The following is a 26,108-nucleotide window of genomic DNA, read 5'->3' as shown; positions in this document are numbered from 1 at the left end:
GGTTTTTTTTTGCGCCGCTTGCCTTGATTCTGAAACTGCCTGAACTATAGTGAAGACATGACGTACGGCAATAGCATTTGTATGGGCGAAAAAAAACCGGCCCATGAGCCGGTCTCTTGAAGTTCAGGCGTAAAAAAACCGGCCCGAGGACCGGTTTCTTTACACAAGCTGATTACTTCGAAGCAGCGGAAGCAGCCGAAGCAGCCGAAGCGGCAGGAGCAGCAGCAGCGTCCGAAGCTGCAGGAGCAGCAGCCGAAGCGGCAGGAGCAGCAGCGTCAGCGGCAGGAGCGGCAGGAGCGGCGGCAGGAGCAGCGGCTTCAGGAGCGGCTACTGGAGCAGGAGCGGCAGGAGCTTCTTCTTTTTTCGAGCAAGCAGCCAGAGCAACAGCCAGCAGGGAGACGATCAGCAGGGATTTTTTCATGGGGTTTTCCTTAATTAATTCAAAATTAAAAACAACATTGTTGCGATGAATAATTACCGGTAATTATCGCTCATTAGGTCGTCTTCGAAGGCTTTTCGTACCATAAGGTGCCTGCCAGACAACGGAAACTTCCTAACCGAATATTATAGCGATTTTTGGTGCGTCGCAATAGCGTAATCAATCGTTTTTTATAACTATTTTGCGTTATCGCAACATTTCGACTCAAACCCCATGGGACGAAATCATCACCCATCACCGGCATTCAATCGCGCACCCCGTATTTTACCTTGATCTGGCTCATAATCCAGTTGCACTTGCGTGTAAACCGGGGGAAGACTCCTGCCAGATGGCAATAAAGCGTTCCGCGCAGACTTGTGTGTCGGGCGGCGAGCCAAAAACGGCCTCGCCGCGCAGGTGGTCGGCGTGGAAGCGCCGCACCTGGTCCTGGCCGTCGCCGATGCAGAACGAATCGGTCAGCTGGCGCAGGCTCTGGTGCGTCAGCCGGCACTCGATGGCGTGGCCGAAGTCCTTGAGCAGGCGCAGGAAGCGCGGCGCGTTGCGCTGCAGGTGGGCGTTGCTGTGCGCCACCAGTTGCAGCTTGCCGCCGCCCGTGAGGAAGCGGCGCAGGACGGCGTCCGTCGCGCTGCTGCCCAGTTGCCAGAGCGCGAAGTCCGGGTCGAACAGTTGCAGCTGGTGGCGGGCCCGGGACAGGCACAGTTGCACCAGCTGTTCGAATTCCAGACGGGTCGAGAACGCGCGCGTTTGCTTGTCCACGGAATCTCCTTGTGTGGGGGCCGGTCAGGCCAGTTCGATCCAGCCGTCCTGGTACCAGGTGTAGAGCGCATCCATCACGTCGTCGGACGCGCCGGCGATGGCGGCGCCGGCCAGCGCGCGCTGGTTGGCCAGCGCCTCCAGCGTGACCTTGTCGGCGCGGCCGATGGCGAACGATTCGCCGTTGATGAACACGTGCTTGCCACGGTAGAGCATCTGCGTCTTGCGCGACAGCACCAGGCCCTTTTTGGCGGCCGCCTCGGCGAACTTGCCGACCGCGAGCGGCTTGGCCGGCCCCGTGAAGAACACGTTGTGCTTGGGCTCGGACAGGTGCTCGCCGAGGAAGATGGTGACGTCGTCCTCCGTGAAGCGCACCTTGTTCAGCTCGTCGGCCACGGTGTCCAGCATGTGGCGCGGGATCTCGGCCGGCTTGCTGGTCGGCTCCAGCGCCGGGTCGGCGTAGCGGCCCGGCAGGTCGATCGAGTCGGCCATGAATTGCAGGAACGCTTCGCCCAGCTCCTGGTAGGACGGCGAGCGGAAACCGATGGAATAGGTCTGGCAGTCGCCGATGGCCACGCCGTCGTGCGCGTAGTGGGGCGGCAGGTACAGCATGTCGCCCGGCTCCAGCACGAATTCCTCGTTCGGCTTGAACTTGGACAGGATCTTGAGCGGCAGCCCCTCGATCAGGCTCAAGTCCTTCTGCGGGCCGATGCGCCAGCGGCGCTGGCCTTGCGCTTGCAGCAGGAACACGTCGTACGAATCGAAGTGGGGGCCGACGCCGCCGCCGTCGGTGGCAAAGCTGATCATCAGGTCGTCCAGGCGCGCGTCGGGCAGGAAGCGGAACTGGCGCAGCAGCGCGTCGGCCTTGGCGTCGTGCAGGTTGACGCCCTGCACCAGCAGCGTCCATTCCTTCTGGGTGCGCGGCGGCAGGTGTTCGAGCGGGCCGTGCTGCATGTTCCAGTGGCCGCCGGTGGCCGTCACCAGGCGCGACTCCACGTGGTCCTTGGTGGCCATCGCTTGCAGCGCGTCGAGGCTGACCAGCGGCTTGAAGCCGGGGATGGCCTGGCGGATCAACAGGGGTTTTTTATGCCAGTATTCGCTGAGGAACTGGGCGGGCGTGATGTTGCCGAGGAGAGGTAATTTTTTCATGCCCCATTATAACAATCGCGCCCGCGCGGCGGCGGCTTCGCGATGCGGCTTTTCCGGTGCGGCGCAAGGCAAGCCTGTATAATTTGCCTGCTCATTAAAGAAAGGATACAACAATGAAGATTGCCAAGAACATGGTCGTGACTGTGCATTACAAACTGTCCGACGCGCAGGACAATCTGATCGAAGACGGCCGCGAGCCCATGGTTTACCTGCACGGCGGCTACGAGAACACCCTGCCAAAAATCGAGGAGGAGCTGGACGGCAAGGAAGTGGGCTATTCGTCCATCATCCAGATCGAGCCGGAGGACGCGTTCGGCGATTACGACCCGGCCCTGGTCAAGGTGGAAGACCGCAGCCGCCTGCCCGAGCCGCTGGAAGTGGGCATGCAGTTCGAAGGCATGCCCGACGGCGCCGACGAGGAAGCCATGATCTTCACCGTGACCGACATCGCGGACGACAAGGTGGTGCTGGACGGTAACCACCCGCTGGCCGGCATGGCGCTGCGCTTCTCGCTGAGCGTGGCCGAAGTGCGCCCCGCCACCGATGAGGAAATCGCCCACGAGCACGTGCACGGCGCCCATGGCCACCACCACGGCGACGACGGTGACGAGGGCGAGGACGGCGACCACGTCGCGATCCACCCGATCCACTAAGCTTCAGCTTATTGCGCCGCGTCGGCGCTGCCGCCCTTGACCATGAACAGGGTGGCGGCGCCGGGCGCGACGCGCACCTCGGCCCAGTCGGCGGCCAGGCTCAAGTGCCCCACCTTGCCGTGCCAGTTGATGACCGGCTCACTGCCCGTCCCCTGGGCGTCCACCAGCAGCACCGTCCCCTTGTATTGCTCCGCCAGGTTGCGGATCTGCCGCCGCGGCTCGGCGAAGCCGTCCTGTTTCGGCAGGAAGCCCGATAGCAGCGAGAAGCTCTTCTCCGCCTGCAGGCCGATGTCGCCGTCCGAGAACAGCACCAGGCCATCGAGCTTGCGGTGCTCGGCCAGCGCGAACAGCCGGTGCAGCCAGGCGCGGTTGGCCACCAGCCGGTCTTCGTATTCGCTGTTGCGGCCCGCCTCGGGGCGGAAGTGGTTGTTATTGGCCGGCAGGTTGATGGTGGCGAACAGCACGTTACCGTAATCCCAGTGGGCGTTCTCGGCGTAGCTGCGGAACTTGGCCGTGGCCGACTGGCGCGTGAGCGTCAGGCGGCGCGCGCCCAGCGACTGGCTGTCCGTGAACAGCAATTCGCGCAGCCGGTTCAGGCGTTCGATGGCGTTGGAGCGGCCGGCCGAATTGAGGCACGCGGTCCAGTCGCTGCCGGCCAGCGACACGATCAACGGCACTTCGACTTCGTTGAACAGCTGGCGACGCTGGCCATACAGCTTGTCGCTGCAGGGTTCCTCGCCGGCCTTGATGCCGGTGGCGACGATGAACGCGGGGCCGGCGGCGCCGGCGTCGGCCAGCACGCGCCGTTGCGCCGATTCGTCGCCGGCCACCGCGTGGCCGATCACGCTGAACTGGAACGGCGCGCCGCGCGGGTGCGCGGCGGCGTTCGTGGCGGCCGGCCTGGCGCGTCCGCCGGCCTGCGCGGCTGGTGCCGACAACGCGGCCAACGCCGCCAGTGCGACGGTCAGCGCCGCCGTCGACGTCCGCGTGGCGGCCAGCGCGCGAGGCAACGGCGGGGCGGCGCGGCGCATCATGCCAGGGCCGGTTGCGCCAGGCGTTTGATTTCGTACAGACGCTCCAGCGCTTCGCGCGGCGACAGCGCGTCCGGGTCGAGCGCGTCGAGCGCGTCGAGCAGGGTCTGGACTGCCGGGTTGATGTCGGCGGCGGGCGCCACGGCCTCGTCGTCCGCATCGACCATGGGCGCGGCGAACAGGTCCAGCTGCGGCGTGGCGTCCAGCGCCTGCGCCTCGAGCCGCGCCAGATGCTTGCGGGCGGCCTTGATCACGGGCTGCGGCACGCCGGCCAGCTGCGCCACCTGCAAGCCGTAGCTCTGCGAGGCCGGGCCGTCCTGCACCGCGTGCAGGAACACGATGCTGTCCTTGTGCTCGACGGCCGACAGGTGCACATTGGCCGCCGTCGGATGGCTTTCGGGCAGCTGCGTCAGTTCGAAGTAGTGGGTGGCGAACAGCGAGAAGCTGCGGCTGGTGTCGATCAGGTGGCGCGCGATGGCCCAGGCCAGCGCCAGGCCGTCGAAGGTCGACGTGCCGCGGCCCACTTCATCCATCAGCACCAGCGAGTGCTCGGTGGCGCCGTTCAGGATGGCGGCCGCCTCGGTCATCTCGACCATGAAAGTGGAACGGCCGCCTGCCAGGTCGTCGGTGGCGCCGATGCGGGTGAAGATGCGGTCGATCGGGCCGATCACGGCGCTGGTGGCCGGCACATAGCTGCCCACGTAGGCCAGCAGTGTGATCAGCGCCACCTGGCGCATGAAGGTCGACTTACCGCCCATGTTGGGGCCCGTGATCAGCAGCAGCCGGCGCTCGTTGACGAAGCGGCAGTCGTTGGCGATGAAGCGCTCGATCTGGTCCTCCACCACCGGGTGGCGGCCTTCCGTGATGTTGATGCATGGCTCGGCCACCAGCTGCGGCGCGCACCAGTTGTGGCGCAGCGCGTGCTGGGTGAGGGCGGTCAGCGCGTCGAGCCGCGCCAGCGCCTGCGAGATCGTCTGCAGCGTGCCGATGTGCGGCGCCAGGTCGGCCAGCAGCTGGTCGTACAGCAGCTTCTCGCGCGCCAGCGCGCGGTCCTGCGCCGACAAGGCCTTGTCCTCGAAGGCCTTCAGTTCTGGCGTGATGTAGCGCTCCGCGTTCTTCAGTGTCTGGCGGCGGCGGTAGTCGTCCGGCACCTTGGTGGTCTGCCCGTGCGTGACCTCGATGTAGAAGCCATGCACCTTGTTGTACTCGACGCGCAGGTTGGCGATGCCGGTGCGGGCCCGCTCGCGCGTCTCCAGGTCGACCAGGAACTGGCCGGCGTTCTCGGACAGCGCCCGCAGTTCATCGAGCTCCGCGTCGAAGCCGCGCGCGAACACGCCGCCGTCGCGCACCATGGCCGCCGGTTCCGGCGCCACGGCGCGCACCAGCAGCGCCAGGCAGTCCTCCGGCGTCGACAGGGCGGCATGGGTTTGCGCCAGCAGGCTGTCGGCCGCGCCGGTCAGGCAGCGCTGCATGCCGTGACGCAGGGCCGGCAATTGCTGCAAGCCGTCGCGCAGGCTGGCCAGGTCGCGCGGCCGCGCCGACAGCAGCGCGATGCGGGTGGTGATGCGCTCGATGTCGGGCACCTGCGCCAGCGTGGCCGACAGCGCGCCGGCGACGTCGCTGGCGGCCAGCGCGCCGATGGCCTCGTGGCGCGCGCGCGCCACGCTCTGCGCGCGCTGCGCGTGGTGCAGCCAGTAGCGCAGCAGGCGCGAACCCATGGCCGTGCGGCAGTGGTCGAGCAGCGAGAACAGGGTGGGCGACTCCTGGCCACGGATGGTTTCGGTCAGCTCCAGGTTGCGGCGGGTGGCCGCGTCCAGGCCGATGAATTCGTTCTCCGTCTCCGTCGTCAGGCTGCGCACGTGCTGCAGGCCGCGGCCCTGGGTCGACTGGGCGTAGCGCAGCAGCGCGCCGGCCGCGCCGAACGCGGCGCCCAGGCCGTCGGCGCCGAAGCCGGTCAGCGTGGCCACGGCCAACTGGTCCAGCAGCGCCTTGTGGCCGCTGACCACGTCGAAGTGCCAGTCCGGCACGCGGTTCACGTGGCAGATCGTGGTGTCCTCGAACAGGTCCGCGTTATCGCCGCGCAGGATCTCGGCCGGCGCGATGCGCTCCAGCTCCTGCTGCATGCGGGTGTTCACCGTATGGCTGTCGCCCGAGAATTCCATCAGCTTGAGCGCGCCGCTGGCCAGCGACAGCCACGCCAGGCCGGCCGTGACCACCTTGCGCTGGCTGATCAGGCACATGGCCAGCAGCGGGCGCTCGGCCTTCTCCGGCAGCAGGTCGGCGTCGGTCAGCGTGCCGGGGGTGACCACCCGCACCACCTTGCGTTCGACCGGACCCTTGCTGGTGGCCGGATCGCCGATCTGCTCGCAGATGGCGCACGACTCGCCGATCTTGACCAGCTTGGCCAGATAGCCCTCCAGCGAATGGAACGGCACGCCGCACATCTTGATCGGCTGGCCGCCCTGCGAACCGCGCGCCGTGAGCGTGATGCCCAGCAGGCGCGCCGCCTTCTCCGCGTCCTCGTGGAACAGCTCGTAGAAGTCGCCCATGCGGTAGAACACCAGCATCGTCGGATGCTCGGCCTTGATGCGCAAATATTGCTGCATCATCGGGGTCACTTTTTCGGTGGGGCTGTTCTTGACGGCGGCGGCGTTGATTTCGTTGGGGACGGTGGTCATTGGTTCTTTTTCGGCGGTGCGATGAGTCTGGTTTTGCGGCAGCGCAGGCTGGCGCGCGATTAACCCTGCATTTTACCGCGTTCGGGGGACGCATAGCGGTGCATCGTGCACCGCGCGACACCGCCGGTTCCCGTCAAGCTGCCCTGGCACCCTGCATTGCCGCCAGCCGTGGTCGCGCCCCCTTGATCAGGATCCACAGCATGAACGCGACCTCGCCCAGCTGGCAGGGGAAGGCCGCGTTGGCGACCGTGTCGTTATACTGCGGCAGCAGCAAGCCCGTGAAGCTGAGCGCCAGGTAGGCGAAGCCGTTGACGGTGAGCCAGATGGCCACGAAGCGGGGGATGAAACCGCTGCGGTGCGCGAGCAGCGCCAGCGGGAACAGCCACAGGCCCCAGAAGATCTCCGACGCGTTGGTCATCAGACCGTGCATGCGCAGGAACAGCATGGCCAGCCCGTCGCGCTGGGCCGCGTTGAAGCCGGACAGGAAGTCGGCGCCGTGCGCGAGGACGAGGACGGCCATGTCGTTCATGGCGTTGAAGAAATACAGCGGCGTGTCCATGAAGCCCAGCATCAGCATCAGCAGGGCGGCATGGCGGTCGGTATCCTTGAACAGACGGTACAGGGTGTAGGTCAGCAGCAGGCTGACGGCGGCCGTCACCAGGTCGCCCACCAGGCCCAGGCGAAACAGAATTTCATGGCTGGCGATGTTGTGGATGGTCGCCGCCGCATCGCCATCGGCGAACAGCTTGCCGGGGATGTAGATCAGGCGAAACGGTGCGATCAGGATCAGCAACAAGTAGACCAGGCCGGCGATACGGGCGTTCTTGTTCATCGTATTCATGCGCATTCTCCAGTTGCGGTGGGGGTGGCATGGCTGGCGGCCTGCGGATCTTCGCCAGAACATGCGTTCTTTCATTAATATCACGTGTAAAGAATATCTGACACGTGACAGATATGCAACTGAATTCTGATGTTAATTCGATAAATTTCCGGGGCGGGCGAGGATGCGCGCCGCGCCTTCATTCAATGCTGGTGTCGGCGGAAGCTGCGCCAGATGGCCAGGTCGTAGGCGATTTTCAGCACGCCGCAGGCCACCAGCGGCGCGGCCAGCAGGCCGGCGGCGAACAGCGCGCCGCCGATGCTGGGCGCGGCGGCCGAGGCGAGGCTTTTGGGCACCAGCGTGTAACTGGCCGCCGCCGCCCGCTCCTCCGGCGTGACGACGGCCATCACGAAGGCGCTGCGCGCCGGCACATCCATTTGCGACAGCAGCGAGCGGACGATCAGCAGCGCCAGCGTGGCGCCCAGGCTGGGCGTGAACGCGGCCGCGATCAGGCACACGCTGGCGGGGATGTGGGTGAACACCATGGTGTTGAGCAGGCCGATGCGCCGCGCCAGCAGCGGTGCGGCCAGTTGCGAGGCGGCCGAGCACAGGCCGGACCAGAAGAAGAATTGCCCTGCAGCGGCCAGCGACAGGTGGAAGCGCTGGAACAGCCAGTAGGCCAGCAGCGCGTTGACCACCAGCCCGCCGGCGAACGAGTCGACCGAGAACAGCGCGGCCAGGCGCATCACGATGGCGCGCGATGGGCCCAGTGGCGCCGGCGTCTTGCGCGTCTCCTCATGCGGCTTGGGCAGTTTGCGGTAGAGCAGCCACACCATGCAGCCGATCAGGCCATAGAGCACGAACATGCAGCGCAGCGCGGCCAGCGCCGACATGCCGGTCCATGCGGCGAGGTGGGCCGGCAGCGCGGCGGCCAGCGCGCCGCATGCCGACAGCAGGGAACCGAGCAGGCTGTAGCGGGCGAACAGCGCCGTGCGCGCTTCGTCGTCGGCCGACTCGGCGATGCGCGCATGTTCGAGCGGCAGGAACAGGCTCACGTCGCCCGCGCTGGGATTGAGCGTGCCGACGAAGGCGACCAGCAGCAGCGGCCAGAACGAGGAACTGGCGGCGAACGCGAAGCCGGTGGCGGCCATCAGCACGGCTGCACCCAGCAGCAGGCGGCCGTGGTGGACGCGGTGGCCCCACGCGCCGATGGCCAGCGTGGCCAGCGCCGAACCGAGCAGGGTGGCGGTGGCGACCAGGCCCACCGTCCAGGTATCGAGGCCCAGCGCGATCAGGTAGGCCGGCAGCAGCACGGCGACATAGCCGTCCGCGAACGCCCGCAGCGAACGTCCTTGCAGCAGCGCCAGGGCGGCAGCGCTGGCGCCGGCGGGCAGCAGCCAGCGCGCCGTCATGGACCTGGGGCCATTCTCATTGATCAATTTGTGTCATGGTCTGAAGGTGGTATTCATGAATCCAGTTCATAAGCCCATGCAAAATCGGGCTCGTTTCGCGCCCGCTTTTGTCGTTAAGATGCGCCAATCGGTATTGATGAACGAAAGGAAGTATCGCATGAAGGTGAAAGCATATGGCGCCCACGCTGGCGACCAACCCCTGGTGTCGATGGACATCACCCGCCGCGCACCGGGCGCGCATGACGTGCAGATCGAGATCGCGTTCTGCGGCGTCTGCCATTCCGACCTGCACACGGTGCGCGCGGAATGGGCCGGCACCCAGTTTCCCTGCGTGCCCGGCCACGAGATCGTCGGCCGTGTCGCCGCCGTCGGCGCGCACGTGAGCGGCCACAAGGTGGGCGACCTGGTCGGTGTCGGCTGCATGGTTGACAGTTGCAAGCATTGCGCCGATTGCGAGGACGGCCTCGAAAACTATTGCGACCACATGGTCGGCACCTACAACGGCCCCACCGCCGACCAGCCCGGCTGGACCATGGGCGGCTACGCGCAGCAGATCGTGGTGCACGAGCGCTTCGTGCTGCGCATCGGCCATCCGGAGCGGGACCTGGCCGCCGTGGCGCCGTTGCTGTGCGCCGGCATCACCACCTACTCGCCGCTGCGGCACTGGAACGCCGGCCCGGGCAAGAAGATCGGCGTGGTCGGCATCGGCGGCCTGGGTCATATGGGGATCAAGCTGGCGCACGCGATGGGCGCGCACGTGGTGGCCTTCACCACCTCGGAGTCCAAGCGCGATGACGCCAGGGCGCTCGGCGCGGATGAAGTGGTGGTGTCGCGCAATGCGGCGGAAATGGCGGCACATGCCAAGAGTTTCGATTTCATCCTCAACACCGTGGCCGCGCCGCACGACCTGGATGCCTTCCTGGTCCTGCTCAAGCGCGACGGCACCATGACGCTGGTCGGCGCGCCGGCCACGCCGCACCCGTCGCCCCAGGTGTTCGATCTGATCATGAAGCGCCGGACGCTGGCCGGCTCGATGATCGGCGGCATACCGGAAACCCAGGAGATGCTCGATTTCTGCGCCCGTCACGGCATCGTGGCGGACATTGAACTGATCCGGGCCGACGAAATCAACGCCGCCTACGAGCGCATGCTCAAGGGCGACGTCAAGTACCGCTTCGTGATCGACAGCGCCAGCCTGGCGGCCTGACGCGGTCTCCGCAGGGGCGGCCGCGCATCCCCGTTGCGCGGCCGCCATCGTCCTAGCCTTTGTGGCGGATCGCCTCGATCACCAGCGCCAGTGCGCGCGAGGCGTGACGGCGGCTTGGGTAGTAAGCATGCAGGCCCTGAAACGGCGCGCACCAGTCCTCCATCACGCTGATCAAGCGGCCGGCGCGCACGTGTTCTTCCACCAGGCTGTCGGGCAGGAATGCCAGTCCGCAGCCGGCCAGCGCGGCGTCCAGCATCGGATAGACGCTGGTGAACACCGCCTGGCCGCGCACCCGCGCTTCGAGCGGGTGGCCCTCATGCACTAGCTCCCACGCATAGACGCCGCCGCTGCTGGGTAGCCGCAGGGTGATGCAATTGTGGCGCAGCAGATCGTCGAGCGACGCCGGCCTTGGTCGGTGCTCGAAATAGGCTGGCGAGCCGACGATCAGCATCGGCACGTCGGCCGTCAGGCGCACCGACACCATGTCTTTTTCCACCTGGTCGCCATGCCGCACGCCGATGTCGTAGCGCTCCGCGGCGATATCGACCAGACGGTAGTCGGAGCTGATCTCCACGCGCAGGTCCGGGTGCGCGCGCAGCAGCGGCGCGATGCGTGGCCACAGGATGGCGTCGACCGTGTGGTCGATGGCGGTGATGCGCACGGTGCCGGCCGGCTTGTCGCCAAGATCGCTGACGGCGGTGATCTCCGCTTCGATCTCCTCCAGGCGCGGCGCCACATTCTGCAGCAGGCGCTCGCCGGCTTCGGTCGGCGACACGCTGCGCGTGGTGCGCGTCAGCAGGCGCACGCCCAACCGGCTTTCCAGCGACCGGATAATGTGGCTGAGCGCCGATTGCGTCATGCCGAGCTTGGCGGCCGCGCGCGTGAAGCTGCGCTCCCTCGCGACGGCTAAGAACACGAGAATATCGTTGATGTTGTCGCGGGCCATCCAGTAAATCCCATGTGAAGAATTTTCGATGATACACGGTGTGGCCGCCCGCGAACGCGCGCGCGGCGACGGCGAACAATGCGGAACCTTAAGCCTGGCGGCGTGCGACGCGCTCGTCGCTCCGGTACGTAAGGCAACCCAGGCCGGCGAGCGTGGCGTGCACCGCCTCGTCCAGTGGCGTGTGCGGTTCACTGCCCAGGACCGCCAGCAAGGCGCGGTTGTCCAGCCGCGGCGGCTGCCGCCACAGGTAGCGCATCTCCTGCATTTCGCGCAGGGTGGTCACGAATGGCGCCAGCGCCGTCAGCAGCCACCAGGGCAGCGGTTTGATGCGCACGGATCGGCCGCCCGCCGCGCCGGCGACGCGCGCGACCGCCGCCGCCATTTGCATGCCGTCGGCGTCCCAATGTCCGTCCATGTGGTAGCGGGCGAAGGCGTCCAGCCGCGCTTCCTGTTCCAGCAGCCGGTACATGGTCTCGGCCACGTCCGGCAGATAGGCCCACTGGTGTCCGATGCCGGCGTGGCCGGGATTGCGCACCGTCGTCACCGGCTGGCCGGGCTTCACCAATCCTTGCGAGAACCAGTTGTTGGCCGCGCCGGGGCCGAAGAAGTCGCCGGCCCGCACGATCAGGCTGCGCACCCCGTCGGCGGCGGCGCGCTCCAGCCGCTGCTCCATCGCGGCCCGCAGCGCGCCTTTGCGCGTCAGCGGCCGCTGGGGCGCGTCGACGCCGATGTCGGGGAAGGCGTCCGGGCCGTAGTTGTACACGGTGCCCGGCAGGACGATGCGCGCGCCGCCGCTGCGGGCGGCGGCGATGGTGTTGTCCAGCATGGGCAGCACCAGTTCGCCCCAGTTGCGGTAGCCGGGCGGGTTGACGGCGTGGACGATCAGCGCCGCGCCTTCGGCAGCCTGCAGCACGTCGTCGCGCCGCATGGCGTCGCCCTGTATCCATTGGTAATGGCCGGCCTGCGCCTGCCGGGCGGTGGCGTCGCGGTGCAGGGCCTTGATCCGCCAGCCGCCCCGGTGCAGTCGCTGCGCCAGCGCGCCGCCGATGCCGCCGGTGGCGCCGAGAATGAGTGCTGTGCGTTGCATGGTGATCTCCTTGGGTTGGGTGAGTGGTGATTTTCATGCTTCGCCGGTCAAAACGAAATTGCCTGGATTAGAATGGCCTCTATACATATTTGAATAGGGCTTGGGCATGGCGCAGACGGAACCCGACTGGCAGTGGTACCGTTCCTTCCTCGGCGTGCTGGAGGAGGGCTCGCTGTCGGCCGCCGCCCGCGCGCTGGGGTTGACGCAGCCGACCGTGGGGCGCCATGTCGAGGCGCTGGAGACGGCGCTGGGGCTGACCTTGTTCACCCGTTCGCACGACGGCTACGCCCCGACCGAGGCGGCGCTGGCGTTGGAGCCCTATGCGCAATCCCTGGCCGCCAGTGCGGCCGCGCTGCGCCGCGTGGCCAGCGGGCAGGGCGAGGGCGTGCGCGGCACGGTGCGCGTCACGGCCAGCGAGGTGATCGGGGTCGAGGTGTTGCCGCCCATCCTGCCCCGGCTGCGCGCGGAGTATCCAGCGCTGACGGTGGAACTGAGGCTGTCGAACCGGCTCGACGACCTGCTGTTGCGGGAAGCCGATATCGCCGTGCGCATGGTGCGTCCGACCCAGGATGCGCTGGTCGCGCGCCGCATCGGCGCGGTGGAACTGGGCTTGCATGCGCGGCGTGATTATCTGGAGGCGCACGGCGTGCCGGCCAGCATGGACGACCTGGCCGGCCATAGCCTGATCGGCTATGACCATGAGACCGAGTACTTGCGCCGCCTGCGCCAGCGGTTCCCCATGATGGCGCGTTCCCGTTTCGCGCTGCGCGCCGACAGCGATCTGGCGCAGCTGGCGGCGATCCGGGCCGGCTACGGCATCGGCGTGTGCCATACGGCGCTGGCCGCGCGCGATCCGCAACTGGTGCGCCTGCTGCCCAAGGCGTTCGCCGTCGAACTGGACACCTGGCTGGCCATGCATGAAGACTTGCGCGACAGCCCGCGCTGCGCGGTGACGTTCGCCGCGCTGGCCGAGGGCTTGTCGGCCTACGTCGCGGGGCCGTCCGCGCCGGCTCTCCGCCGTCGCGTTCCGCGAAAATAATCCTCGTCCGTCGCCGTCTCCGGCGCCGCGCCGGCACCCCTGCCGGCGTTCATCCATCCATCGTCCTCATGGCCCGCAGGCCGCAATAATCATGACACGGATTGGTGAATTTCATAATTGCCCCACCCCCACCCGGCGGGCACAATCGTTCCGATCCCCGCATCCAGCGCGGCATCTTCACCATTTACCCGCCTACCGGAACGACGATGAAAAGACTATCTCCCGCCGCCTTGCTCCCCACCGATGCGCACCACGCAGTCCTTGTTGGACGGGTCTGGCGCGGCGGTTCGGTGCAGGGGCCATGCGTGGTCGCGGTGCGCGGCGGCGAGGTGTTCGACATCACGGCGGCGGCGCCCACCATGTCCGACCTGCTCGACAGCCCGGACCCGCTGGCGCTGGCCCGCGACGCCGCCGGCGAGTCGCTGGGCCCGGTGCTGGCGCTGCTCGACGACGCCCTGGCGGGGCGCTCCGAAGCCGGCGCAACCCGTCTGCTGGCGCCTTGCGACCTGCAGGCGATCAAGGCCTGCGGCGTGACCTTCGCCGTCAGCCTGCTCGAACGCGTGATCGAGGAGCAGGCCGGCGGCGACGCGGCCCGCGCCGCCGCGCTGCGCGCCGCCCTGCAGCAGACCCTGGGCGCCGACCTGTCGGCGCTGCGGCCCGGCTCGGACGCGGCGCTGCAATTGAAGCGCGAGCTGCAGCGGCGCGGCGCCTGGTCCCAGTACATGGAAGTGGGCATCGGCGTCGATGCCGAGGTGTTCACCAAGTCGCAGCCCATGTCCGCCGTGGGCTGCGGCGCCGACGTCGGCCTGCATCCGGATTCGCAGTGGAACAACCCCGAGCCAGAGATTGTGCTGGCGGTGAGCAGCGCCGGCCGCGTGCTGGGCGCCACGCTGGGCAACGACGTCAACCTGCGCGACATCGAGGGCCGCAGCGCGCTGTTGCTCGGCAAGGCCAAGGACAACAACGGCTCCTGTGCGATCGGCCCCTTCATCCGCCTGTTCGACGACCGCTTCACGCTCGATTCCATACGCTCGGCGGAAGTGCGCCTGGTGATCGAAGGCGCCGACGACGATTTCCGCCTCGAGGGCGCCAGCTACATGCGCGAGATCAGCCGCGACCCGCTCGACCTGGTGGGGCAGGTGCTGGGCCGCCACCATCAATATCCTGATGGTTTCATGCTGTTCCTCGGCACCATGTTCTCGCCGATCCAGGACCGCGACGCCGGCGGCGCCGGTTTCACCCACCATCTCGGCGACCGGGTCACGATCGCCACCGCTTCGCTGGGCGCGCTGGTCAACCACGTGCAGCGCAGCGACGCCATCGCGCCGTGGACCGATGGCGTACGCGCCCTGTACGCCAGCCTGGCGCGGCGCGGCCTGCCGCCGTTCGTGCGCCGGTAGCCGGGCACGTGGCCCGGCGCACAGGCCATCACAAAATTCAGCACACCACCCGAAACGAAAGAGAGCAATGATTTACGCTAGTTATCCCAGCCTGGCGCGCAAGCGCGTCGTCATCACCGGCGGCGGCACCGGCATCGGTGCCGCCATCGTCGAAGCCTTCGCCGCGCAGGGCGCCGAGGTGGTCTTCCTCGACATCGCCGACGCGCCCGCGCGCGCGCTGGCCGCGAGCCTGGCCGACGCCACCTGCGCGCCGCGCTTCATGCACTGCAACCTGATGGACCTCGACCAGCTGGCCGCCACCTTCGCCACCATCGAGCGCGACCTCGGCGCGATCGATGTGTTGATCAACAACGCGGCCAACGACGACCGCCACCAGATCGCCGACGTCACCCCGGCCTACTGGGACGAGCGCATGGCCGTCAATCTGCGCCACCAGTTCTTCTGCGCGCAGGCGGTGGCGCCGGGCATGCGGCGGGCCGGCGGCGGCGCGATCCTGAACCTGGGCTCGATCTCCTGGCATCTGGCGCAGGCGCGGCTGGCGCTGTACATGACGGCCAAGGCCGGCATCGAGGGCCTGACGCACGGCCTCGCGCGCGACCTTGGCGCCGACAACGTGCGTGTCAACTGCATCATCCCCGGCGCCGTGCGCACGCCGCGCCAGACCGAGTTGTGGCACACGCCGGAGGCGGAGCAGCTGATCCTGGCCGGCCAGTGCCTGAAGCAGCGCGTGGAACCGGAGGACGTGGCGGCGCTGGCGCTGTTCCTCGCCTCGGACAACGCCGCACGCTGCACCGGACGCAATTACTTCGTCGATGCTGGCTGGTACGGTGCGTAAGGAACGGCGATGAAGCAAGATCACAACCACACCACGCCGGCCGGCCAGGACGGCAACCGGGGCGCGGGTACAGGTCAGTCGGCGCAGCGGCGCTACCGCTCGCAGGACTGGTTCGACAATCCCGAGCATATCGACCTGACCGCGCTGTACCTGGAACGATTCATGAACTACGGCGTCACGGCGGCGGAGCTGCGCTCGGGCCGGCCCGTGATCGGCATCGCCCAGAGCGGCAGCGACCTCAGTCCCTGCAACCGCATCCACCTGGAGCTGGCCAAGCGGGTGCGCGACGGCATCCGCGACGCCGGCGGCATCCCGATGGAATTCCCGCTCCACCCCATCTTCGAGAACTGCCGCCGTCCCACGGCCGCGCTGGACCGCAACCTGGCCTATCTGGGGCTGGTCGAAATCCTGCACGGCTATCCGATCGACGCGGTGGTGCTCACCACCGGCTGCGACAAGACCACGCCGGCCCAGTTGATGGCCGCCGCCACGGTCGATATCCCCGCCATCGTGCTGTCGGGCGGCCCCATGCTCGACGGCTGGCTGGATGGTGAACTGGTCGGCTCCGGCGCCGCGATCTGGAAGGGCCGGCGTCAGATGGCGGCCGGCGAGATCGACGGCGAAAAATTCCTCGACATCGCGGCCGCCTCGGCGCCGTCGGCCGGCCACTGCAACACTATGGGCACGGCCTCCACCATGAACGCGCTGGCCGAGGTGCTGGGCATGTCGCTGACCGGCTGCGCGGCGATCCCCGCGCCCTACCGCGAACGGGGCCAGATCGCCTACGAGACGGGACGGCGCATCGTCGAGATGGCGCGCAGCGACCTGCGGCCGTCGGCGATCCTGACGCGCGACGCCTTCCTCGACGCCATCGTCGTCAACGCCGCCATCGGCGGCTCCACCAACGCGCAGCCGCACCTGATGGCGATGGCCCGCCACGCCGGCGTGACGCTGGAGTCGGACGACTGGATGGCATACGGTTACGACGTGCCGCTGCTGCTGAACATGCAGCCGGCCGGCAAATACCTGGGTGAGCGCTTCCACCGCGCCGGCGGCGTGCCGGCCGTGATGTGGGAATTGCTGCAGGCCGGTCGCCTGCGCGCCGGACGGCCCACCGTCACCGGCAGGACCATGGCCGAGAATCTGGCCGGACGCGCAAGCGGCGACCGCGAGATGGTGCGCCCCTATGCGGCGCCATTGCAGGAGCGGGCCGGCTTCCTGGCGCTGCGCGGCAACCTGTTCGATTTCGCGATCATGAAGACCAGCGTCATCTCCGACCAGTTCCGGGCCCGTTATCTGAGCACGCCGGGCAGCGAGGGCGTGTTCGAGGCGCGCGCCGTGGTGTTCGAGGGTTCGGCCGACTACCACGCCCGCATCAACGACCCGGCGCTGGCCATCGACGAGCAATGCATCCTCGTGATGCGCGGCGCCGGCCCGCTCGGCTGGCCCGGCTCGGCCGAGGTGGTCAACATGCAGCCACCGGACGCGCTGGTCAGGCGTGGCGTGATGAACCTGCCCACGCTGGGCGACGGCCGCCAGTCCGGCACCTCGGACAGCCCGTCGATCCTGAATGCGTCGCCCGAGAGTGCCGCTGGCGGCGGCCTGGCTTACCTGCGCAGCGGCGACATGATCCGGGTCGACCTGAACCGGGGCCGCTGCGACATGCTGGTCGACGACGCCGAACTGGCCCGCCGCCGCAGCGAGCCGTCGCCGCCGGTGCCGCCCAGCCAGACGCCGTGGCAGGAGATCTACCGCGCCACGGTCGGCCAGCTGGAAACCGGCGCCTGCCTTGAACCGGCCTTGCAGTACCGCGCGGTGGGGCAGCACCTGCCGCGCCATAACCACTGACGTCACGCACCCGCATTCGCTTCCGCCTTACCTGCAGCACCGCAGCACCCCGCAGCACCCGTAGTCAATAAAAACCTCCAGGAGACAAGCAATGAAAAAGATGTTCAGCACCGCCATCCTTTCCGCCATGACCGTCTTGATGGTTTGCGCCAGCGGCGGCGCCAGCGCCGACGCCAAGCATCCCAAGATCGGCTTTTCGATCGACGACCTGCGTGTCGAGCGCTGGACGCGCGACCGCGATTTCTTCATCGCCTCGGCCGAGAAGCTGGGCGCCAAGGTGTACGTGCAGTCGGCCGACGCCAGCGAGCAGCGCCAGATCTCGCAGATCGAGAACCTGATCTCGCGCGGCGTGGACGTGCTGGTGATCGTGCCATTCAACGCCACGGTGCTCAACAACACGGTCAAGGAGGCGAAGAAGGCCGGCATCAAGGTGCTGTCGTACGACCGCCTGATCCTGAACGCCGACATCGACGCCTACATCTCGTTCGACAATGAGAAGGTCGGTGAAATGCAGGCCGAGGGCGTGACCAAGGTGCGGCCCAAGGGCAATTACTACCTGCTGGGCGGCTCGCCGACCGACAACAACGCCAAGATGCTGCGCGAAGGACAGATGAAGGTGCTGAAGCCCTACATCGACAAAGGCGACATCAAGATCGTCGGTCAGCAATGGGTGAAGGACTGGAGCGCCACCGAGGCCTTGTCCATCGTCGAGAACGCGCTGACGGCCAACAACAACAAGATCGACGCCATCGTCGCCTCCAACGATGGCACCGCCGGCGGCGCGATCCAGGCGTTGGCGGCCCAGAAGCTGAGCGGCAAGGTGCCCGTCTCGGGCCAGGACGCCGACCTGGCGGCGGTCAAGCGCGTCATCGCCGGCACCCAGGCGATGACGGTCTACAAGCCACTCAAGACCATCGCCTCGGAAGCGGCCAAGCTGGCCGTGCAACTGGCGCGCAGCGAAAAGCCGGACTACAACGCGCACTACGACAATGGCCTGAAACAGGTCAGTACCGTGCTGCTCAAACCGACCCCGCTGACCAAGGCCAACGTCAACCTGCTGGTGGACGACGGCTTCTACACCAAGGCCCAGATCAGCGCGCAATAAGCATCCCCGGCGCGCGGCCCGGCCACGCCTGGGCGCGCCGCGCCTGATCGCCGGCGTGGTGGCCGGCGCGGCCGGCGGCTGTCCGTCCGCCGCGTCCGCGCGCGTCCAGGCGGCCCCGCGTCCACGTATTCTGCGAGAGTCAGCATGTCCGATTATTTGCTCGAAATGAAGGGCATCGTCAAGCAATTTGGCGGTGTCCGCGCGCTCAACGGGATCGACATCAAAGTCCGGCCCGGCGAGTGCATCGGCTTGTGCGGCGAGAACGGCGCCGGCAAGTCGACCCTGATGAAAGTGCTGTCCGGCGTCTACCCGCACGGCAGCTGGGACGGCGAGATCCTGTGGCGCGGCCAGCCGCTGCGCGCGCAGTCGATCCGCGACACCGAGGCAGCCGGCATCGTCATCATCCACCAGGAGCTGATGCTGGTGCCGCAGTTGTCGGTGGCAGAGAACATCTTCATGGGCCGCGAACTGACGCTGCCGGGCGGCCGCATGGATTATCCGGCCATGTACCGCCGCGCCGACGAACTGCTGCGCGAATTGAGGATCCCCGACATGAACGTGGCGCTGCCGGTGATGCAATATGGCGGCGGCCACCAGCAGCTGGTGGAGATCGCCAAGGCGCTCAACAAGGACGCCAAGCTGCTGATCCTGGACGAGCCCTCGTCGTCGCTGACGGCGTCCGAGATCGCCGTGCTGCTGGAGCTGATCGCCGCGCTCAAGGCCAAGGGCGTCACCTGCATCTACATCTCGCACAAGCTCGACGAGGTGGCGGCCATCTGCGACACCATCGTCGTCATCCGCGACGGCCAGCATATCGCCACCACGCCGATGCGCGACATGAACGTCGAGCGCATCATCGCCCAGATGGTTGGGCGCGAGATGAGCCAGATGTATCCGCCGGCGCACCACACGCCGGGCGAATTGCTGTTCGAGGCGCGCAACGTGACCTGCTATGACGTCGACAATCCGCGCCGCAAGCGCGTGGACGACGTCTCGTTCTCGTTGCGCCGTGGCGAGATCCTCGGCGTGGCCGGCCTGGTTGGCGCCGGCCGCACCGAGCTGGTGTCCGCGTTGTTCGGCGCCTATCCGGGGCGCTGCGAGGCGCAGGTGTGGCTGGACGGACGGCGGATCGACAGCAGCACGCCCATGAAGGCGATCCGTGCCGGTCTGGCGCTGGTGCCGGAGGACCGCAAGCAGCACGGCATCGTGGCCGATCTCGACGTCGGCCAGAACATCACGCTGGCGGTGCTGGGGCGCTTCGTGCGCGCCACCCGGATCGACGGAAATGCCGAGGGCGGCGTGGTGCGCGAACAGATCGCGCAACTGGCGCTGAAGACGGCCAGTCCCGCCTTGCCGATCACCAGCCTGTCGGGCGGCAACCAGCAAAAGGCGGTGCTGGCCAAGATGCTGCTGACGCGGCCCCGGGTGCTGATCCTCGACGAGCCCACGCGCGGGGTCGACGTGGGCGCCAAGTACGAGATCTACAAGCTGATGCTGGAACTGGCGGCGCAAGGGGTGGCCATCATCATGGTGTCGTCCGAGCTGGCCGAGGTGCTGGGCGTGTCGGACCGCGTGCTGGTGATGGGCGAGGGCCGCCTGCGGGGCGACTTCGTCAACCAGGGCTTGACGCAGGAAATGGTGCTGGCCGCCGCGCTGGACCAGGCGGCCGTCAATGAGGAAATGGAAAAGAAGGCATGAAGAACTACAACGTCAAACAAATGTTCAGCCAGTACAAGATGCTGGCGCTGGGGATCGCCATCGCCGTGATCTGGGCCTTTTTCTACATCAAGACGGAGGGCGGCTTCGTCTCGCCGCGCAACCTGTCCAACCTGCTGCGGCAGATGTCGGTCACCGGCATCCTGGCCTGCGGCATGGTGCTGGTGATTATCGCCGGCGAGATCGACCTGTCGGTCGGCTCGCTGCTGGGGCTGCTGGGCGGCGTGGCCGCCGTGCTCGACGTCGGCCAGCACCTGCCGCTGGCCCTGAATCTGGCGCTGGTGCTGGCCTGCGGCCTGCTGGTGGGGCTGTTCAACGGCTATCTGACCGCCTACCGTGGCATCCCGTCCTTCATCGTCGGCCTGGGCGGCATGCTGACCTACCGTGGCGTGCTGCTGGGCGTGACGGGCGGCATCACGGTGGCGCCCGTCTCGAACGGCCTGGTGCAGCTGGGCCAGGCCTATCTGCCGGCATCGGCCGGCGTGGCGCTGGGCTGGGCGCTGTTCGCGCTGGCCTGCGTGCTGGCTTGGCGCCGGCGCGCCGGCCGCGCCCTGCACGGGCTGGCGCAGCCGCCGCTGTGGCGCGACGCCGCCCGCGTGCTGCTGACGGGCGTGCTGCTGCTGGCCTTCATCCGCACCCTGAACGACTACGAGGGCATACCGCTGCCGGTGCTGTTGCTGCTGGCGCTGCTGGGCGGGTTCACCTACATGACCACGCAGACCGTGTTCGGCCGCCGCATCTACGCCGTCGGCAGCAATATGGAGGCGACCCGCCTGTCGGGCATCGACGTGCGCGCCGTCAAGCTGTGGATCTTCGGCATCATGGGGCTGATGTGCGCGCTGGCCGGGCTGATCAACACCGGCCGGCTGGCCGCCGGTTCGCCCTCGGCCGGCACCTTCAGCGAGCTGGACGCCATCGCCGCCTGCTTCATCGGCGGCACCTCGATGCGCGGCGGGGCCGGCACCGTCTATGGCGCGCTGATCGGCGCGCTGGTCATGGCCAGCCTCGACAACGGCATGTCGATGCTCGACGTCGACACTTACTGGCAGATGATCGTCAAAGGCAGTATTCTCACGATCGCGGTGTGGGTCGACGTCAGCACGCGGACGGCCCGCCGCTGACCGGCCGCCAGGCCGCCACCGGGAGACAAGCCATGAAGATGCCCACCGCGCACACGATCGCCTTGCTGTTCAACGGCAACAAGATCTATGACCGCGAGATCATCGCCGGCATCGCCGCCTATCTGAACAGCACGCGCGTGTCGTGGGACCTGTACCTGGAGGAGGATTTCCGCTGCCGCCTGCCGGGCATCGAACGCTGGCGCGGCGACGGCATCATCGCCGACTTCGACGATCCGGCCGTGTGCGCGGCGCTGGAGCGCACGGCGCTGCCGGTGGTGGCCGTGGGCGGCTCCTACCAGGACCCGGCCGACTATCCGGCGCGGGTGCCCTATGTGGCGACCGACAACTTCAAACTGATCAAGCTGGCCTACGAGCACCTGATCGAGGCGGGCCTGAGCCGCTTCGCCTGCTTCAGCCTGCCCGAGGCGGCCGTCAACCGCTGGGCCCAGCAGCGCGAGCAGGCCTATTGCGCCCTGATGCGGCGCGACCGCCTCGCGCCGCTGGTCTACCGTGGCGTGAGCACCAGCGCGCCGTCGTGGGACGAGGCGGTCGAGGGCCAGATCGCGTGGCTGCACAGCCTGCCCAAGCCGATCGGCATCATCGCCGTCAGCGACGCGCGGGCGCGCCAGCTGATGCAGGCCTGCATGCGGGCCGGCATCGCCGTGCCCGAGCAGGTGGCCGTGATCGGCATCGACAACGACCCGATGGCGCGCATGCTGACCCGCATCCCGCTCAGCTCGGTGATCCAGGGCACCCACGAGATGGGCCGCACCGCCGCCCACCTGCTGCACCAGATGCTGAACGGCGCGCGGCTGGACGGCACCCGCATCCTGGTGCCGCCGGCCGGCCTCAACGTGCTGGCCTCCAGCAACCACCAGCCATGCCACCACCCGCACGTGATGCAGGCGCGCCACTTCATCCGCCAGTACGCTTGCCAGGGCATCAAGACCGGGCAGGTGGCCGATTACGTGGGCGTGTCGCGCTCCTCGCTGGAGTCGCATTTCCGCCAGGAGCTGGGGCGCAGCGTGCACGACGAGATCCTCCGCTTCAAGCTCGACGCGGCCAAGGCCATGCTGGCGCGCGAAGGCGGCAACATCGCCGACATCGCCGTCGGTTGCGGCTTCACCACGGTCCAGTATCTGCACGCCGTGTTCAAGCGCGAGCTCGGTTGCACGCCGCGCGAGTATCAAGAGCGCCAAGAGCGCCAGGAGCGCGCCGCCGCCGCGCCCGACCCCAGCCCCCTGATTCCCTCAGCCTGAAGAGCGCCCATGACGATCTCCTCCGACCTGTACACCCTGCGCAACGCGGCCGGCATGCGCGTGACCATCAGCGCGCTCGGCGGCACCCTGCGCAGCTGGCACGCGCCCGACCGCTACGGCAAGCTGGCCGATGTGCTGCTGGGTTTCCCGGATGAGCAGGGCTACGCGGCCAACGCGCCGTATTTCGGCGCGCTGCTGGGGCGCTGCGCCAACCGCATCGCCGGCGCCGCCTTTACGCTCGACGGCAGGCAGCACCGGCTTGAACGCAACGACGGCGCCCACCATCTGCACGGCGGGCGTGTCGGACTGCACCTGGCGCGTTGGCAGGCCGAGCCGGACGACGGCGGCCTGCTGCTGCGCCACCTGTCGCCGGACGGCGCGGGCGGCTATCCGGGCAACCTCGACGTGCGGGTGCGCTACCGGCTCGACGACGACGGCAGCCTGAGCATCGCCTACACGGCCGGCACCGACGCGCCGACGCCGGTCAGCCTGACCTCGCACGGCTATTTCAACCTGAACGGTGGCGCGGCGGGCATCGGCGACCACTTGCTGCGCATCGCCGCCGACCACTATCTGCCCGTCGATGATGAACTGATACCGCTCGGCCCGCCCGCGCCGGTGGCCGGCAGCGCCTTCGATTTCCGCCACGCGGCGCCCATCGGCGCGCGGCTGGGCTGGCCGGAGCCGCAACTGGCGCCGCACGGCGGGTTCGACCACTGCTATTGCCTGGGCGCGGCCGGCGCGCTGCGCGAGGTGGCCTGGGTGCTGGACCCGGCGTCGGGGCGCGAATTGACGGTCAGCACCACCGAGCCCGGTCTGCAGTTCTACAGTGGCAATTTCCTCGCCGGCGTGCCGGGCAAGGCGGGGCGGCCGTATCGCATCCACGACGGCTTCTGCCTGGAGGCGCAGGCGTATCCGAACCAGATCAACGGCCCGGCCATGGCGGCCGTGGTGCTGCGGCCGGGGCGGTCGTACCGCCAGACGACGGTGTACCGGCTCGGCGTGCAGGCGGGACGTTGAACGCGCGACCGGGTCAGCCCGCCGCCTTGACGATCATCGCCACCGCCACGGCGGCCGACAGCAGCGCGAAACCGCGTTGCAGCACGGGGCCGGCAAGACGCGCGGCCAGGGCGCGGCCGCCCAGCATGCCGGCGATGGCGCCGGCGGAGAAGGGCAGGGCCACGGCCCATTGCAGGTGGCCGGCCAGCGCGCTGGCGGTCACGCCTGAAATCGACACGAGCGCGATCACGGCCAGCGAGGTGGCCACCACCGATTGCATGCGCAGGTCCGTGTAGCGTTGCAGCGCCGGCACCATCACGAAGCCGCCGCCCACACCCAACAGGCCCGAGAGCGTGCCGGCCACCATGCCCGTCATGGTCAGCGCGCGCGCGCACGGGGCGGTCCAGATCAGGCGGCCGCGCATGCCGTCCGTCTGGCACGACGGCGGCAGCGTGTGCTGTTCGGGCGGCGTGGCCGAGGGCAGCGTGCGGCGGTAGCTGCGCCACGCCACGTACAGCAGGATCAGGGCGAAGGCGATGCTGAGCGGACGGTTCGGGCTGCGCTGGGCCAGCCACAGGCCGGCCGGCGCGCACACGATGCCGGCGCCGGCCATCAGCGTGGCCGCGCGGTAGCGCACCGTGCCCGCCTTCAGTCCGAGCACGGCGCCCAGCGCGGCGGCCAGGCCCACGGCCAGCAGGCCGACCGGGCCGGCCTGCGCCATGCTCAGGTGGGCGCCGAACACCAGCGCCGGCACGGCCAGGATGCCGCCGCCGGCGCCCGTCAGCGCCAGGATGATGCCAACGCCGAGGCCCAGCAATAAGGTGGTCAGCATATCGCCTCCGTCAGCGGGTGCGGCAGGGGGGCGGGCCCGGGCGTGCGGCGCGCGCTCGGACCGCGTGACAGGTGCGCGTTCATTTATCCGTCAACTCCGGCGTGGCCAGCCATTCGTGTCCCTTGAGCATGCCTTTCCAGTACAGCGGCGGCATGATCCGTTCCTTGAGCAGCCACGCCAGGCGGGACGGGCGGGTGCCGTCGATCAGCCAGCGCGGGAAGCTCGGCGCCACCTTGCCGCCATACGTGAATTCGGCCAGCACGATCTTGCCCCGTTCCACCGTCAGCGGGCAGGAACCGTAGCCGTCGTACTGGGCGATGCCGTTTTGCTTGCCCATGGCGTTGAGCACGTTGTGCGCCACGACCGGCGCCTGCTTGCGGGCCGCCGCCGCCGTCTTGGCGTTGGTGGTGTTGGCCGCGTCGCCCAGACCGTACACATTGGGGTAGCGCTTGTGGCGCAGCGTGCCGGGATCGACCTCGACCCAGCCGGCCGCGTCGGCCAGCGGGCTCACGCGCACGAAGTCGGGCGCGATCTGCGGCGGCACGGCGTGCAGCATGTCGAATTCGCGCGTGATGACTTCCTTGCTGCCGTCGGCCCGCGCGCGCGTGAACGTGGCGCGCTTGGCCGGGCCGTCCACGGCCGTCAGCGTCTCGCCCAGGCGCAGGTGGATGTCGTACTGCTGCACGTATTCCATCAGGGCCGGCACGTAGTCGGCCACGCCGAACAGGGCCGCGCCGGCGCTGCAGAAGTCGATGTCGATGCTGTCGAGCCGGCCCTGGCGGCGCCAGTAGTCGGCCGCCAGGTACATGGCCTTCTGCGGCGCGCCGGCGCACTTGATCGGCATGGGCGGCTGGGTGAACAGCGCGCGGCCGCCGCGCAGCAGCTGGATCTGCTGCCACGTGTACGGCGCCAGGTGGTACAGGTAGTTGGACGTGACGCCGTTGCGGCCCAGCGTGTCGGCCAGGCCGTCCACGCCGGCCCAGTTCAACTTCAGGCCGGGGCACACCACCAGGTGCTGGTAGCGCACCACGCGGCAGCCGTCCAGGATCACGGCGTTGCGCTCCGGTTCGAACGCGGCCACGGCCGCCTTGATCCAGTGCACGCCGCGCGGGATGGTGGAGGCCATGGTGCGCGCCGTGGAGGCGGCGTCGAACACGCCGGCGCCCACCAGCGTCCAGCCGGGCTGGTAGTAATGGACGTCGGCCGGGTCGATGATGGCCACGTCCAGTTCCGGCGCGCGCGCCAGCAGGCTGGCGGCCGTGGCGATGCCGGCCGCGCCGCCGCCGATGATGACCACCGCGTGTTCGGCCTCCGCCACTTCGACCGGCGTGCGGCCCTGGTTGGCGATGCGGCGCACCACGCCTTTCAGGTCGTAGCCGGCGGCCGCGGCGGCGGCCAGCAACTGGGGCAGCGGCTGGCTGGCCGATTGCGACAGCGCCCACATGGTGGTCGAGCGCATGCCCGTGCGGCAGTAGGCCAGCACCGGCTTGGGCACGCTGGCCAGCAACTGGCCGAAGGCGATGCCCTGTTCGTCGCTGACCTTGCCCGATTCGGCCGGCAGGTAATGGGCTTCGAGGCCATGTTCGCGCGCCGCCTGGGCGATCTGGGCGAACACGGGCTGGTCGCCGGCCTCGCCGTCGGGGCGGTTGCAGATGATGGTGCGGAAGCCTTCGCGCGCCAGTTGCGCCACGTCGTCGGGCTGGATCTGGGGCGCCACCGCGAGGCCGGGCGCCAGTTGTTGTTTGGTCATGGGGGTGTCTCCGTGCTATGTCAGGCTGA

Annotated in this window: 22 protein-coding genes; 12 read left to right on the top strand and 10 right to left on the bottom strand. The window is 68.3% G+C overall.

Annotated elements, in window-relative coordinates; genetic code table 11:
* Positions 1–116 precede the first annotated feature (116 nt).
* A complete protein-coding gene (locus AC1RQG_RS24175; RefSeq protein WP_493135334.1) occupies positions 117–470 on the top strand; it encodes a hypothetical protein in 354 nt (117 codons plus the stop codon).
* 248 nt (positions 471–718) lie between these two features.
* Here AC1RQG_RS24175 and AC1RQG_RS24170 read toward each other — a convergent pair whose 3' ends face one another.
* A complete protein-coding gene (locus tag AC1RQG_RS24170) occupies positions 719–1,195 on the bottom strand; it encodes a DUF7931 domain-containing protein (RefSeq protein ID WP_493135332.1) in 477 nt (158 codons plus the stop codon).
* A gap of 24 nt (positions 1,196–1,219) precedes the next feature.
* Complete coding sequence (locus tag AC1RQG_RS24165) at positions 1,220–2,341, bottom strand: JmjC domain-containing protein (RefSeq protein ID WP_493135330.1); 1,122 nt, start codon at positions 2,339–2,341, stop codon at positions 1,220–1,222.
* A 113-nt stretch (positions 2,342–2,454) separates the two neighbouring features.
* Here AC1RQG_RS24165 and AC1RQG_RS24160 point away from each other — a divergent pair, with 113 nt between their 5' ends.
* Positions 2,455–2,994: an FKBP-type peptidyl-prolyl cis-trans isomerase gene (locus AC1RQG_RS24160; protein ID WP_493135328.1), complete on the top strand. Its 540-nt coding sequence runs from the start codon at positions 2,455–2,457 to the stop codon at positions 2,992–2,994.
* An 8-nt stretch (positions 2,995–3,002) separates the two neighbouring features.
* On the opposite strand, the gene AC1RQG_RS24155 is transcribed toward AC1RQG_RS24160, so the two are convergent.
* From AC1RQG_RS24155 to AC1RQG_RS24140, 4 genes are all read right to left on the bottom strand, one after another.
* Complete coding sequence (locus AC1RQG_RS24155; RefSeq protein ID WP_493135326.1) at positions 3,003–4,028, bottom strand: hypothetical protein; 1,026 nt, start codon at positions 4,026–4,028, stop codon at positions 3,003–3,005.
* A complete protein-coding gene (mutS, locus tag AC1RQG_RS24150; RefSeq protein WP_493135325.1) occupies positions 4,025–6,703 on the bottom strand; it encodes a DNA mismatch repair protein MutS in 2,679 nt (892 codons plus the stop codon). The genes AC1RQG_RS24155 and mutS overlap by 4 nt, the downstream gene beginning before the upstream one ends.
* Before the next feature lie 133 nt (positions 6,704–6,836).
* Positions 6,837–7,544 carry a DUF4386 domain-containing protein gene (locus AC1RQG_RS24145; protein WP_493135323.1) on the bottom strand — a complete coding sequence of 236 codons (708 nt, stop codon included), beginning with the start codon at positions 7,542–7,544 and terminating at the stop codon, positions 6,837–6,839.
* A gap of 182 nt (positions 7,545–7,726) precedes the next feature.
* Positions 7,727–8,935, bottom strand: a complete 1,209-nt coding sequence (locus tag AC1RQG_RS24140; RefSeq protein WP_493135321.1) for an MFS transporter — start codon at positions 8,933–8,935, stop codon at positions 7,727–7,729.
* 157 nt (positions 8,936–9,092) lie between these two features.
* Between AC1RQG_RS24140 and AC1RQG_RS24135 the strand changes: the two genes are divergently transcribed.
* Complete coding sequence (locus AC1RQG_RS24135) at positions 9,093–10,142, top strand: NAD(P)-dependent alcohol dehydrogenase (protein ID WP_493135319.1); 1,050 nt, start codon at positions 9,093–9,095, stop codon at positions 10,140–10,142.
* Positions 10,143–10,194: 52 nt separating this feature from the next.
* Here the strand turns inward: AC1RQG_RS24135 and AC1RQG_RS24130 are convergent, their stop codons facing one another.
* Entirely contained in the window at positions 10,195–11,088 is an 894-nt protein-coding gene (locus tag AC1RQG_RS24130) for a LysR family transcriptional regulator (RefSeq protein ID WP_493135317.1), read from the bottom strand.
* Between the two features lie 88 nt (positions 11,089–11,176).
* The gene (locus AC1RQG_RS24125; RefSeq protein WP_493135315.1) at positions 11,177–12,175 is read right to left on the bottom strand and encodes an NAD-dependent epimerase/dehydratase family protein; all 999 of its coding nucleotides are present in this window, start codon (positions 12,173–12,175) and stop codon (positions 11,177–11,179) included.
* Between the two features lie 106 nt (positions 12,176–12,281).
* Here AC1RQG_RS24125 and AC1RQG_RS24120 point away from each other — a divergent pair, with 106 nt between their 5' ends.
* The 9 genes from AC1RQG_RS24120 (at position 12,282) to AC1RQG_RS24080 (ending at position 23,518) form a co-directional block, all read left to right on the top strand.
* Entirely contained in the window at positions 12,282–13,214 is a 933-nt protein-coding gene (locus tag AC1RQG_RS24120; protein WP_493135313.1) for a LysR family transcriptional regulator, read from the top strand.
* Between the two features lie 206 nt (positions 13,215–13,420).
* Complete coding sequence (locus tag AC1RQG_RS24115; RefSeq protein ID WP_493135311.1) at positions 13,421–14,614, top strand: fumarylacetoacetate hydrolase family protein; 1,194 nt, start codon at positions 13,421–13,423, stop codon at positions 14,612–14,614.
* A gap of 67 nt (positions 14,615–14,681) precedes the next feature.
* Positions 14,682–15,449 carry a D-xylose 1-dehydrogenase gene (xylB, locus tag AC1RQG_RS24110; RefSeq protein ID WP_493135309.1) on the top strand — a complete coding sequence of 256 codons (768 nt, stop codon included), beginning with the start codon at positions 14,682–14,684 and terminating at the stop codon, positions 15,447–15,449.
* A gap of 9 nt (positions 15,450–15,458) precedes the next feature.
* Positions 15,459–17,297 carry an IlvD/Edd family dehydratase gene (locus tag AC1RQG_RS24105; protein WP_493135307.1) on the top strand — a complete coding sequence of 613 codons (1,839 nt, stop codon included), beginning with the start codon at positions 15,459–15,461 and terminating at the stop codon, positions 17,295–17,297.
* Positions 17,298–17,424: 127 nt separating this feature from the next.
* Complete coding sequence (gene xylF / locus AC1RQG_RS24100) at positions 17,425–18,402, top strand: D-xylose ABC transporter substrate-binding protein (RefSeq protein WP_493135385.1); 978 nt, start codon at positions 17,425–17,427, stop codon at positions 18,400–18,402.
* 144 nt (positions 18,403–18,546) lie between these two features.
* Positions 18,547–20,100: a D-xylose ABC transporter ATP-binding protein gene (gene xylG / locus AC1RQG_RS24095; protein WP_493135305.1), complete on the top strand. Its 1,554-nt coding sequence runs from the start codon at positions 18,547–18,549 to the stop codon at positions 20,098–20,100.
* Positions 20,097–21,239 (top strand): sugar ABC transporter permease, encoded by a 1,143-nt coding sequence (locus tag AC1RQG_RS24090; protein WP_493135303.1) that lies wholly within the window; start codon positions 20,097–20,099, stop codon positions 21,237–21,239. The genes xylG and AC1RQG_RS24090 overlap by 4 nt, the downstream gene beginning before the upstream one ends.
* Before the next feature lie 32 nt (positions 21,240–21,271).
* Positions 21,272–22,498 (top strand): XylR family transcriptional regulator, encoded by a 1,227-nt coding sequence (locus tag AC1RQG_RS24085; protein ID WP_493135301.1) that lies wholly within the window; start codon positions 21,272–21,274, stop codon positions 22,496–22,498.
* A gap of 9 nt (positions 22,499–22,507) precedes the next feature.
* Positions 22,508–23,518 carry an aldose epimerase family protein gene (locus AC1RQG_RS24080; protein ID WP_493135299.1) on the top strand — a complete coding sequence of 337 codons (1,011 nt, stop codon included), beginning with the start codon at positions 22,508–22,510 and terminating at the stop codon, positions 23,516–23,518.
* Between the two features lie 13 nt (positions 23,519–23,531).
* Here AC1RQG_RS24080 and AC1RQG_RS24075 read toward each other — a convergent pair whose 3' ends face one another.
* Together AC1RQG_RS24075 and AC1RQG_RS24070 are read right to left on the bottom strand one after the other, a co-directional pair.
* Positions 23,532–24,329 (bottom strand): sulfite exporter TauE/SafE family protein, encoded by a 798-nt coding sequence (locus AC1RQG_RS24075; protein WP_493135297.1) that lies wholly within the window; start codon positions 24,327–24,329, stop codon positions 23,532–23,534.
* Positions 24,330–24,408: 79 nt separating this feature from the next.
* The gene (locus tag AC1RQG_RS24070; protein WP_493135295.1) at positions 24,409–26,079 is read right to left on the bottom strand and encodes a bifunctional protein tyrosine phosphatase family protein/NAD(P)/FAD-dependent oxidoreductase; all 1,671 of its coding nucleotides are present in this window, start codon (positions 26,077–26,079) and stop codon (positions 24,409–24,411) included.
* Positions 26,080–26,108: the final 29 nt, after the last annotated feature.

The sequence above is a fragment of the Rugamonas sp. GW822-FHT03B10 genome (assembly GCF_058801745.1).
The sequence above is the reverse complement of the archived record's forward strand: the minus strand, read 5'-3'. Positions and strand labels throughout refer to the sequence as shown.

What these genes read in the sequence shown, in the direction of transcription:
- AC1RQG_RS24165 (WP_493135330.1), bottom strand. Translation starts at nt 2,341, where the DNA reads ATGAAAAAATTACCTCTCCTCGGCAACATCACGCCCGCCCAGTTCCTC.
- AC1RQG_RS24160 (WP_493135328.1), top strand. Translation starts at nt 2,455, where the DNA reads ATGAAGATTGCCAAGAACATGGTCGTGACTGTGCATTACAAACTGTCC.
- AC1RQG_RS24155 (WP_493135326.1), bottom strand. Translation starts at nt 4,028, where the DNA reads ATGATGCGCCGCGCCGCCCCGCCGTTGCCTCGCGCGCTGGCCGCCACG.
- mutS (WP_493135325.1), bottom strand. Translation starts at nt 6,703, where the DNA reads ATGACCACCGTCCCCAACGAAATCAACGCCGCCGCCGTCAAGAACAGC.
- AC1RQG_RS24145 (WP_493135323.1), bottom strand. Translation starts at nt 7,544, where the DNA reads ATGAATACGATGAACAAGAACGCCCGTATCGCCGGCCTGGTCTACTTG.
- AC1RQG_RS24140 (WP_493135321.1), bottom strand. Translation starts at nt 8,935, where the DNA reads ATGACGGCGCGCTGGCTGCTGCCCGCCGGCGCCAGCGCTGCCGCCCTG.
- AC1RQG_RS24135 (WP_493135319.1), top strand. Translation starts at nt 9,093, where the DNA reads ATGAAGGTGAAAGCATATGGCGCCCACGCTGGCGACCAACCCCTGGTG.
- AC1RQG_RS24130 (WP_493135317.1), bottom strand. Translation starts at nt 11,088, where the DNA reads ATGGCCCGCGACAACATCAACGATATTCTCGTGTTCTTAGCCGTCGCG.
- AC1RQG_RS24125 (WP_493135315.1), bottom strand. Translation starts at nt 12,175, where the DNA reads ATGCAACGCACAGCACTCATTCTCGGCGCCACCGGCGGCATCGGCGGC.
- AC1RQG_RS24120 (WP_493135313.1), top strand. Translation starts at nt 12,282, where the DNA reads ATGGCGCAGACGGAACCCGACTGGCAGTGGTACCGTTCCTTCCTCGGC.
- AC1RQG_RS24115 (WP_493135311.1), top strand. Translation starts at nt 13,421, where the DNA reads ATGAAAAGACTATCTCCCGCCGCCTTGCTCCCCACCGATGCGCACCAC.
- xylB (WP_493135309.1), top strand. Translation starts at nt 14,682, where the DNA reads ATGATTTACGCTAGTTATCCCAGCCTGGCGCGCAAGCGCGTCGTCATC.
- AC1RQG_RS24105 (WP_493135307.1), top strand. Translation starts at nt 15,459, where the DNA reads ATGAAGCAAGATCACAACCACACCACGCCGGCCGGCCAGGACGGCAAC.
- xylF (WP_493135385.1), top strand. Translation starts at nt 17,425, where the DNA reads ATGACCGTCTTGATGGTTTGCGCCAGCGGCGGCGCCAGCGCCGACGCC.
- xylG (WP_493135305.1), top strand. Translation starts at nt 18,547, where the DNA reads ATGTCCGATTATTTGCTCGAAATGAAGGGCATCGTCAAGCAATTTGGC.
- AC1RQG_RS24090 (WP_493135303.1), top strand. Translation starts at nt 20,097, where the DNA reads ATGAAGAACTACAACGTCAAACAAATGTTCAGCCAGTACAAGATGCTG.
- AC1RQG_RS24085 (WP_493135301.1), top strand. Translation starts at nt 21,272, where the DNA reads ATGAAGATGCCCACCGCGCACACGATCGCCTTGCTGTTCAACGGCAAC.
- AC1RQG_RS24080 (WP_493135299.1), top strand. Translation starts at nt 22,508, where the DNA reads ATGACGATCTCCTCCGACCTGTACACCCTGCGCAACGCGGCCGGCATG.
- AC1RQG_RS24075 (WP_493135297.1), bottom strand. Translation starts at nt 24,329, where the DNA reads ATGCTGACCACCTTATTGCTGGGCCTCGGCGTTGGCATCATCCTGGCG.
- AC1RQG_RS24070 (WP_493135295.1), bottom strand. Translation starts at nt 26,079, where the DNA reads ATGACCAAACAACAACTGGCGCCCGGCCTCGCGGTGGCGCCCCAGATC.